Annotated in this window: 6 protein-coding genes; all 6 read left to right on the forward strand. The window is 50.5% G+C overall.

Annotated elements, in window-relative coordinates; all coding sequences use genetic code 11:
• The coding region (locus ACESLU_RS07440; protein WP_372637306.1) for an ATP-dependent helicase at positions 1 to 2,192 on the forward strand (2,192 nt) is incomplete at its 5' end.
• Positions 2,193 to 2,199: 7 nt separating this feature from the next.
• A complete protein-coding gene (locus ACESLU_RS07445) occupies positions 2,200 to 3,777 on the forward strand; it encodes a DUF5723 family protein (RefSeq protein ID WP_372637309.1) in 1,578 nt (525 codons plus the stop codon).
• 160 nt (positions 3,778 to 3,937) lie between these two features.
• Complete coding sequence (gene lon / locus ACESLU_RS07450) at positions 3,938 to 6,472, forward strand: endopeptidase La (RefSeq protein WP_372637312.1); 2,535 nt, start codon at positions 3,938 to 3,940, stop codon at positions 6,470 to 6,472.
• 170 nt (positions 6,473 to 6,642) lie between these two features.
• Positions 6,643 to 7,209 carry a type 1 glutamine amidotransferase domain-containing protein gene (locus tag ACESLU_RS07455; protein WP_372637315.1) on the forward strand — a complete coding sequence of 189 codons (567 nt, stop codon included), beginning with the start codon at positions 6,643 to 6,645 and terminating at the stop codon, positions 7,207 to 7,209.
• A 378-nt stretch (positions 7,210 to 7,587) separates the two neighbouring features.
• The gene (gene rsgA, locus ACESLU_RS07460) at positions 7,588 to 8,517 is read left to right on the forward strand and encodes a ribosome small subunit-dependent GTPase A (RefSeq protein WP_372637318.1); all 930 of its coding nucleotides are present in this window, start codon (positions 7,588 to 7,590) and stop codon (positions 8,515 to 8,517) included.
• 275 nt (positions 8,518 to 8,792) lie between these two features.
• A complete protein-coding gene (locus ACESLU_RS07465) occupies positions 8,793 to 9,920 on the forward strand; it encodes a DUF6588 family protein (RefSeq protein WP_372637320.1) in 1,128 nt (375 codons plus the stop codon).
• Positions 9,921 to 10,187: the final 267 nt, after the last annotated feature.

Below are 10,187 nucleotides of genomic sequence, written 5' to 3' on the forward strand. Positions count from 1 at the left end.
CCCTGCTTATCGTCGCCGGGGCCGGCAGCGGCAAAACACGCGTACTTACCTACCGCATAGCGTATCTCATTCAGCAGCAGAAGGCTGCTCCCGACGATATCCTGGCACTGACCTTTACGAATAAGGCAGCCAAAGAGATGAAGGAACGCATCCAGCAGCTGATTGGCGATAAGGCCCGGCGGCTGTGGATGGGTACCTTCCATTCCGTTTTTTCCAAGATCCTGCGGTTTGAGGCGGAGAGGATCGGCTTTACCTCCAACTACTCAATCTATGATACGGACGATTCCAAAAATGCCATCAAACAGCTGCTGCGCGAAAACAATTACGACCCCAAGGAAATTCGTCCCCGCACCATCCAGCGCCTCATCAGCGATGCGAAGAACGAACTCATCCACCCGGATCACTACCGGGAGAAGTTTGTGCACAGCACGCTGGACGACATCACCGCCAAAATCTACGGGCAGTATGTGGAGCGGCTGAAGCATAACAACGCCATGGATTTTGACGACCTGCTGGTTAAACCGATTGAGCTTTTCCAGCAGCATGAAGAGGTTCTGGAGAAATACCAGGACCGTTTCAAATATATTTTAATCGACGAGTACCAGGATACCAATCACGCGCAGTATAAAGTGACCAATATGCTGGCCAGCAAATACAAAAACCTGTGCGTGGTCGGAGACGATGCCCAGAGCATTTATTCCTTCCGGGGTGCCGATATTCGGAATATTCTGGATTTCAAGGGTGATTATGAGGAGGCTGTTGAAATTCCGCTGGAGCAGAACTACCGTTCCACCAAGGCGATCCTGAAAGCTGCCGACTCCATCATCAAAAGAAACGACAGTCAGCTGAATAAGACGCTTTGGACGGACAACGACATGGGCGATGCGATTACGGTGCTCGACAATTATGACGAGCGCGACGAGGCCAACCGTGTCGCCAACTATATCCAGGAGCTTAAAGCGCGCAAGGGCTACGGGTACAACGACTTTGCCGTACTTTACCGCACAAACTACCAGAGCCGGGTCTATGAAGAGACCTTTCGCCGCAAAGGGGTCCCCTACCAGCTGGTGGGGGGACTTTCGTTCTACCAGCGGAAGGAGATCAAGGATGTGCTGGCTTACCTTACACTCCTTATCAACCCCGACGACGACACCAACCTCATCCGCATCATCAACGAACCTTCGCGTGGCATCGGTAACAAATCGCTGCACGATCTGATGGCGCAGGCGCGGGCCAGAAACCTGTCGCTCTGGCGGGTCCTGGAAAATGTCGGGGAGATCGATCTCTACAAGCCGGCTGAAAAAAGCGTCAGGGAGTTCGTATCGATGATCAATGAGCTTAAAGAAGACCTGAAAAACGGCAAGAAGCTCATTAATATCACCAAAAAACTGCTGGAACGGTCCGGCTATATGAAATCCCTTGTGGAAGAAAATTCCCCCAAGTCGATGACGCGCCGGGAAAATATCCTGGAGCTTCAAAATGCGATCTCCTATTTCGAAAAAAACAATAATAATGCCTCCCTGAGCTCGTTTTTGCAGGAAATAAGCCTTATTACCGATACCGATAAATATGATGAAGAAAAACCGGCCGTTACGATGATGACGGTTCATGCCGCCAAGGGACTGGAATTCCCGGTGGTCTTCGTAGTGGGACTCGAGGAAGAGCTGTTTCCCGTTGGCAGCCGGGACAGCGAGGAGGTGAATATCGAGGAAGAACGCCGGCTGTTTTACGTCGCTATAACACGCGCCGAAGAAGTCCTTTTCTTCAGCCACTGCCGCAGCCGGTACAAGTATGGGGAAGAACAGCGAAAACGGCGCTCCCGCTTCCTGGATGAAGTAAGCCCGGATGTGGTCCGAACAGAGACCGGCGCCTCTATCAAGCAAAAGAGCAACAATTTAAATGGAAGCCAAAAGGTGAGCGGCGATTCCGGAAGCACACAGGTTGAATATGACTGGAAAAAACCGCTCTACAAGAAAAATAACCGCTCTTCCAATACGACCCGGATCTATTATGACAATCCGGATGAAGATCCCTTTCAGGTGGGCGCGAAGGTGGAACATAATGTCTTTGGACCCGGTAAAATTATTAGCCGCAGCGGCCAGGGCGAAAAAACAAAAGTCGTTATCTACTTTAAAGAACGAGGACGGAAAACACTGATGCTGCGGGTGGCTAAACTGCAAGTCATCGGTTAGCATTCACATGACCACTCCATTGAGAAAAGAATCGTCATCATTTAACAAAATACGCGCGAAGATTCCCCTCTTGTGCCTGATGCTGGCTGTAGTGGGACTGGGCAACAGCCCGGTCCACGCGCAACCGGTCATCACGGCCGAAAATATGGGCCTCGGCGGGGGCGGAACGGCTTACCTGAACGGACCCGAGGCCACCTACTGGAATCCCGCGAACCTGATGATCCAGGGTCATCCCGGACAATTTCACCTGGAGATTGGCCAGGGTGCCATTCAGTTCCAGCCGCTGCGCTCAAGCAGATCGCTCAGCCAGCAGTTCGCAAATTTCCTCGATGGCTATCAACCCTATACGCAAGTGGCTGCAGACATCAGCCCGAAACAGCAAGGCAGTATCCTGAATACTCATTTTTCCGAGAATAAGCTGCAGTCCCTAAATCAGCAGCGGGCGGATCTTATCCTCGCCGGGGCGATATGGCAACAACGGGATTATGCCTTGTCGGTGGCCCTGCGGGCTCGTTACGCTTCGACCATCAAGACCGGACGCGGGTGGTATGAGGACGAGTTCACGGAACACAACGGCCGACAGATCCGCGACTTTTCATTAATTCAACACCGCAGTGAATTTTATGAACTCGCAGTGGGCTACGCTCAGGAATTCACCTTTGTAAACGGACTCATGCCCCGCCTGAATACGCTCTATATTGGTATAGCTCCTAAAATTATACTGGCCGGACCCGCCTTTGATGCCAGCTATAATGCCCGGTACATCCGGGATAGTGAAGAAAGCAGGAACAGTACCTTTGTTTCCGACTTCAGCATGCAGAGTTCCGGGCGTTTTAGTGGCACAACCACCGATTATCTTCAGTCCCGCAATCCCCGCCGGGCAATCAAAAATAATTTTCGAGACAATTATCATTACCAGCAGACGGGCTATGGAGTCGGTTTCGACTTCGGACTCAATTATGTGATCCCGCTCAGCAGCAGGAAGGGAAACGACCCGAACTCATCTGCCTCGCCTGCAGTTGACAACTCACTGCGCATCGCCTTCTCTTTAAATGACATCGGTACGATCCGCTATCACAGTCAACCACTGCGTATGTCGTCCGCTAAAGATTCCTCTCAGGCTCAGCTGCCGGTCGCAGCAAATACGATGTTTGTGGGGGCTGGTGGACAGTATATCAGCTACCTGCACGAGGCCCCGTTGCTGCCCAATCCACTGATAACGGCCGAACAGGAATCTGATGAACCCTATTCCGCCCTCCTCCCCACATCGATTAATACGGGCGTATTGCTGGAGCTCGAACAATTCAAATTTATGGGTGATCTCACCCTCGGGCTCCACGATACCGCCTTTACAACGACCAACCTGGGGGTGCGTCTCGGCACTGAAATACGTCCCCTCCCCGGGTTTCCTATACGTCTGGGCACCCGGTTTGCATCGGAACAACCCCTGCAGGTGGGACTCGGCAGCGGTATTGAAACCAACCATTGGGATTTCAACGTCGGCGCCCGGGCCCTGTTTCGCCAGGAATCGGCCGGGGCAACCCTGGTGGGCGCTGCATTTGGCGGACTCCAGCTCCATTTTTAATGACGCTATTTCTGTCAAGCTGTCAATAAAAACTCCATTTTCTGCTACATTTTGTTATTTTGCCAGTAAGCATGACTAATTGGTAGGTGGAATAGTCTTGGCTCCTTATTTGCATCCTACTTATCCAACTGAATAAAACTTTGATTAAACATTAATATACATGAAGGATATGTTCAAAAATATGGTCAACTTTGAGGATATTGACGACCAATTCGACGATTTTGAGCAGGCTATTCCTCTGATGTCGGAAGAGGAAGAAAAAGCATTAACGGAGTCTGAAATTCCCGACGAACTGCCGATCCTCCCCCTGAAGAACACGGTTCTTTTTCCGGGAGTTGTCGTGCCCATTACGGTTGGCCGCGACCGTTCACTGGAACTGGTAAAGGAAGCATACGAATCTGATAAAACCATTGGTGTTGTCAGCCAGAAAAATGAAGAGGATGAAGATCCCGGTACCAAGGATCTCTATGAGATCGGAACCGTTGCCCAGATTCTGAAACTTATAAAAATGCCTGATGGCAGTAAGAGTATTGTCATTCAGGGAAAAACAACGTTTAAGATTGACGAGTTTTTACAGAAAGAACCCTACTTCAAGGCAAAAGTGGAACCCTACCACCAGGAGATGGATCTGGAAGGGGTTGAACGGGATGCTTCCATCCGCTCGGTCAAAGAGACGGCTTCGAAGATTGTAAACCTGTCACCGAATATTCCCTCGGAGGCCTCTATAGCAATTAATAATATCAACAGCCCGATCTTTCTGCTGAACTTCATCTCCTCGAACCTGAATGTATCGACTGCGGACAAGCAGGAAGTCCTGGAGATCCGCACTTTCTCGACGCGTATGGAGCGGGTTATGGAGTTTCTGAACAAAGAGCTGCAGGTACTGAATCTCAGCGAGGAGATTCGTACCAAGGTAAAGTCAGACATTGACGATCAGCAGCGCGATTTCTACCTGCGGCAGCAGATGAAAGCAATCCAGGAAGCACTCGGGGAGGACGGTGAACACCAGGAAGTCGAAAAACTGCGCAAACGGGCCAAGGAGAAAAATCTCCCCGAAGAAGCCCAGGAAACCGTGGAGAAAGAAATTACACGCCTGGAACGCACGCCCAACTCCTCTCCCAACTACGGGGTTATCCACAGTTATATCGAGTGGATTCTCGATCTTCCGTGGGACTCGTACTCAGAGGACAACCTTGACCTCAAAAACGCTCAGAAGGTGCTGGACGAGGATCACTACGGACTGGACAAGGTAAAAAAACGCATTATTGAATACCTGGCCGTCCTGAAGCTGAAAAGCGATATGAAAGCGCCTATTCTCTGCTTCTACGGACCTCCGGGCGTGGGAAAAACCTCTCTCGGAAAATCCATTGCCCGTGCGTTGAATCGCAAGTTTGATCGATTCAGCCTGGGCGGTATTCACGATGAAGCCGAAATTCGCGGTCACCGGCGAACCTATATCGGAGCGTTGCCGGGACGCATCCTGCGCTCCATGAAGAAGACGGAAACGGCCAATCCCGTCATTATGCTCGATGAGATCGACAAGGTGGGATCCGACTACCGCGGCGACCCCACTTCCGCCCTGCTGGAAGTGCTTGATCCCGAACAAAACGACAGTTTTACCGACAACTACCTGGAGCTGGAATATGACCTCTCCAAAGTACTGTTTATTGCAACGGCCAACTCGCTGGATACCATCCCCGCTCCGCTCCGGGATCGTATGGAGATTATCAACATCAGCGGCTATACCCTGCAGGAAAAAGCACAGATCGCCAAGGAACACCTGATTCCGAAACAAATCAAGGAAAATGGTCTCAGCAAAGACCAGATTAAGCTCACGCATCAGGCCCTCGAAAAAATCATTGACGAATATACGCGCGAATCGGGCGTCCGCTCACTGGAACGCCAGATTGGATCTGTCTGCAGGGGCGTTGCCGCAAAAATTGCCAAAGGGGAAGAAGGTCCGCATACGGTTGGGGTCAACGAGTTGCAGGATTACCTCGGCAAGCGTAAATACTTCTCCGAAGTAGCCGAACGCACGAAAGTGCCGGGGGTTGCTACGGGACTGGCATGGACGCCCTACGGCGGCGACATCCTGTTCATAGAGGCCAGCGTGTCCAAAGGCAGCGGCAAGCTGCATATTACCGGGCAGCTGGGCGATGTGATGAAAGAGTCGGCCATGCTGGCGATGTCGTACCTCAAGGCGCACTCCGATGAGCTGAATATCCCCGAAGATGCATTTAAATACTGGGATCTCCATATTCACGTCCCCAAGGGAGCGGTCCCCAAAGACGGCCCCTCTGCCGGTGTCTCGATCTTTTCGGCGATTTCATCCATCTTTACCCAGCGTAAAGTGAAGGGGACGCTGGCCATGACCGGCGAGATTACCCTGCGCGGGCTGGTACTGCCGGTGGGCGGCATTAAAGAAAAAGTACTGGCTGCCAAACGATCCGGCATCCAGAAGGTACTGTTGCCCGGGAAAAATGAAAAGGATGTCGAGGAAATAGACAAGGATGTGCTCGGCGATCTTGAAGTCCAGTATCTGGAGCGCATGGACCCGCTGCTGGATATCGTGCTGGAAGACGAAGCGGTCGTAAATCCTGCCGAGCGATTTAAGGTGAGCGAACAATACAAATCGCAGAACGGCAAAGTAACCAAGGATAACGACTCTTCGGGAGAGACCGTCGTAATGGAGTAATTGTAATTTTATTTTTTCTCGAACGGAAAGAGCCCGCCTCGAAAGAGCCGGGCTCTTTTAATTTTTACTATAAAAGAGAGACTTTTACAGGGCCGGGCGGAACAAAAAACGGCAAGATCTGATTTAAAAAAGTAAATATAGAAAATCAACAATGCTAAATATCATTCATTATGGCTATTCAACTAACCAGTAAAACCATCGCTATTTTAGCCACAGACGGATTTGAAGAAGTTGAACTGACGAAACCACGAAAGGCGCTTGAGGAGGCCGGAGCTGAAACCCACATCATTTCTCCTAAAGAAAGCACGATCAAAGCCTGGGATCACGATCACTGGAGCGACGCATATGATGTGGATGTATCGCTGGACGAAGCGGATCCTCACAACTATGACGGACTCCTGCTTCCCGGCGGTGTTATAAATCCCGATCAGCTGAGAACCAATAAAAAAGCTGTCCAGTTTGTCACACATTTTCTGCATGAAGGGAAACCCATCGCCGCCATTTGTCACGGTCCGCAAATCCTGATAGAAACCAGGGAGCTGGAGGGACGAAAAATGACGTCTTACCACTCTATTAAAACGGATCTCGTCAATGCCGGGGTTGACTGGGTGGACCAGGAAGTAGTAGTGGACAGAGGATTGACTACCAGCCGAAATCCGGATGATATTCCCGCTTTTAATGCAAAAATGATTGAAGAGTTTAGCGAGGGAGTCCATAAGTCTATGCCCCCGACTTAATATTTGGATAAAATAACGCAAGTCTGAGACCTGTGAGGGCCCCGGCTGAGACCACCGCTGGTGATTGACACCGGCATATCCGGGGCCGGAAAGGTACTCTCCCTAAGAGAAGCCTTTGAAAAACCAGTCCCGAAGCATCGGGAAAAGTCAAGGCCAGAGGGAGGTTGGAATCGCAGCATATCCCCATATGAGAATTTCAACCGACCGATAACGCCGGCCTTTGCCAAAAAACGGTTTTGCAAAGGCTTCTAAGAGTGAGATTTCGCCGTTGTGCACAGCAGGTCGGCGGCGGCTTATGTTCCATATTCGGGATGGAGTTTTTACAAAGTCCTCTTATATTGTGTTCTCACAGACAATTGTTAACGAAAAGCCACCCATTTGGAACACCGAGGACGCGTTGTTGAATCTACCGGCAGCTGGTACGAAGTAACGTACCGGCACGACGGCGAAGCAAAAAAAATTAACTGCCGCCTCCCCGGTCGTTTTCGTCTCGAAGAGCACAAACTGACCAATCCCATTGCCGTGGGCGATGTTGTGCATTTTGATATCAATGACGACGGTTCCGGCAGTATTCAGGAGATCGAAGAGCGGCAAAACTATCTCATCCGCGAGTCGACGCACCACCAGGAGGGTAACCAAATACTGGTCGCCAATATAGATTGTGCGTATGTGGTACAATCAATTAAAAAACCCACGATTAAGCGTGGGTTCCTGGATCGGTTCCTGGTGACTTGTGAGGCATACCAGATTCCCGCACGTATTGTATTGAACAAGATGGATTTGGCGACCGGTGCGGATCAGCCAAAAATAGACGACTTTGCTGAACTCTATGATTCACTGGGCTACAAGGTACTGCGCACCAGCATTAAAGATGAGAAATCGCTGGAGCGGCTGAAGGAAGATCTCAGGGAAAAAACGTCGGTGTTTGTAGGTCCCTCGGGTGTGGGCAAGACCAGCCTGCTGAATCATATCGAGCCATCCATCAACCGCAAGGTCGGATCTGTTTCGGACTATAACGAAAAAGGCACCCATACCACGACCTTTGCCAAACTTCTGCCCCTGCACATGGGCGGTTATCTTGTGGATACCCCCGGCCTTCGTGAATTCGGGCTGGTTAACATTGAGCCGTGGGAGCTCTCTCTTTTTTTCCCGGAGATGCTCGAATTCAGGCAACAGTGCAAGTTTAACAACTGCACGCACAGCCACGAACCCGGTTGCGGGGTTATGCAGGCCTTTGAAGAGGGACACATTCATCCCGACCGCTACGATTCATACCTTAATATCCTGGATTCACTGGAAAACGATTGACCGGGGGTTGTGAGAAATCCGGGTTAGCACAACTGTCGGAACTCAATGCCCGGATCCCTGTTTAAGGTATTGACAAGAGCCCAAAAAGATGTATTACCCCTGCGGCGATCATCTATTTTGACCAGAGTCTGAGATATAGAATCAAACTGAACAGCATGACTTTTTCAGAGGATGTGGAATGCACGAAAAATGCAAATATTGGCCAAAAGAACGGTTTTAGAAAATTCTCATACTTACAAACCGGTTAACACAATACACTTATCAGATATTTTATTATGGATAAAAAGCTATATACCCTTATCGGATTCGGTCTTTTATTATTAATCGGGACATCCCCGGTAACGGCCCAGCTCAATAATGCCGGCGATATTATCCAGGCCGCCGCAACCGAAGAAGGCAGACAGGATGCCAACACGCTGCTACAGGCCTACTTCAAACCCGTCGGAAACGGATTCGGAACCGACCTCAACACGGGCTGGTTTAATACGGCAAAACCCCATAGCGTGCTGGGCTTTGATCTGACGGTGAGTGCCAGCGTGGCCCGGGTACCCGGCGCCGATCGTTCATTCAATGTACAGGAACTGAATTTAAAGGAACTGGAATATATCGAAGAGGAATCAACCTCGCCTGTTACGCCGACGGCCTTTGGTCCTGGCGAATCAAATACCACCCTGGGCGCCTATTTTTCGTATACCAACCCACAAACAGGCGAACAGCAGCAGGAACGGGTGGAGTTTGAAATGCCCGGGGGTACGGATGTTCCGTATGTACCGGCTCCGATGGTGCAGGCAAGTGCAGGGGTCATCAAGGGGACGGATGTGACAGTTCGCTATGTGCCTCCCCTTGATCTTCCCAATGATATAAATCTGGACCTATGGGGGGTTGGACTCAAGCATGATATCACGCAGTGGCTGCCGGGTGGCAAGTTAATCCCCGTCAATATTTCACTGCAAGCCGGCTATACCAGATTGAACTCATCAATTGCTTTTGATGTCGATCCGGAGCAGGGCAGTGACGTGGAAAATAACTATGATCCCTCAACCTGGGAGGGGCAAAAAGCAGCCATGCGTTCTAACGCCTTTACCATTAACGCCCTGGTCGGCAAGACCCTGCCTTTCATATCCTTTTACGGAGGTATTGGCTATGAAACCTCAAGCCTGACCATCGATACTCCCGGTTCATATCCCGTGACCGTTCCAAATGAAGATTTTCCCGAACAGTCCGGTCAACCTAAAAAGATCGAGAAGATCGACAATCCCATTGACATTTCCTACAGCGATAATAACTCCTTTCGGGGCCTGGTAGGAACCCGGATAAAGTTGGCGATTTTTAATATCACCGCTTCCTACACTCTCTCGAAATATCCAGTGGGACAAGTGGGCGTGGGATTCAGCTTCAGGTAATAATCATACCTGCAGCTTATTGAATTTTTCTGTATGCTACTGCCGGTCGCCCTTCCCGCATGGTTCGCTCTAACGCTTGTTATTTAGTGTTGCCCATCCGGGTTTCTGGTTTGCCAACAGCGCAAAATATAGTATGCCAATAGCGACCGGCTGCATTTTTCAGTGTGCTTGCAGCCAGTTATCGGCCAGTCCCATCTCCACCTCGAGGGGGACCGCCAGTTCGTAGGCCGATTCCATCAGCTCTTTTAGCTTCGGGGGTACTTTTAC

Origin of the sequence: Fodinibius sp., assembly GCF_041642155.1 — a bacterium.
In the GTDB taxonomy this organism is placed as follows: domain Bacteria; phylum Bacteroidota; class Rhodothermia; order Balneolales; family Balneolaceae; genus Fodinibius.

Bases quoted from the DNA above. Each gene is read 5' to 3' on its own strand.
- ACESLU_RS07445 (WP_372637309.1), top strand. From the start codon at position 2,200: ATGACCACTCCATTGAGAAAAGAATCGTCATCATTTAACAAAATACGC.
- lon (WP_372637312.1), top strand. From the start codon at position 3,938: ATGAAGGATATGTTCAAAAATATGGTCAACTTTGAGGATATTGACGAC.
- ACESLU_RS07455 (WP_372637315.1), top strand. From the start codon at position 6,643: ATGGCTATTCAACTAACCAGTAAAACCATCGCTATTTTAGCCACAGAC.
- ACESLU_RS07465 (WP_372637320.1), top strand. From the start codon at position 8,793: ATGGATAAAAAGCTATATACCCTTATCGGATTCGGTCTTTTATTATTA.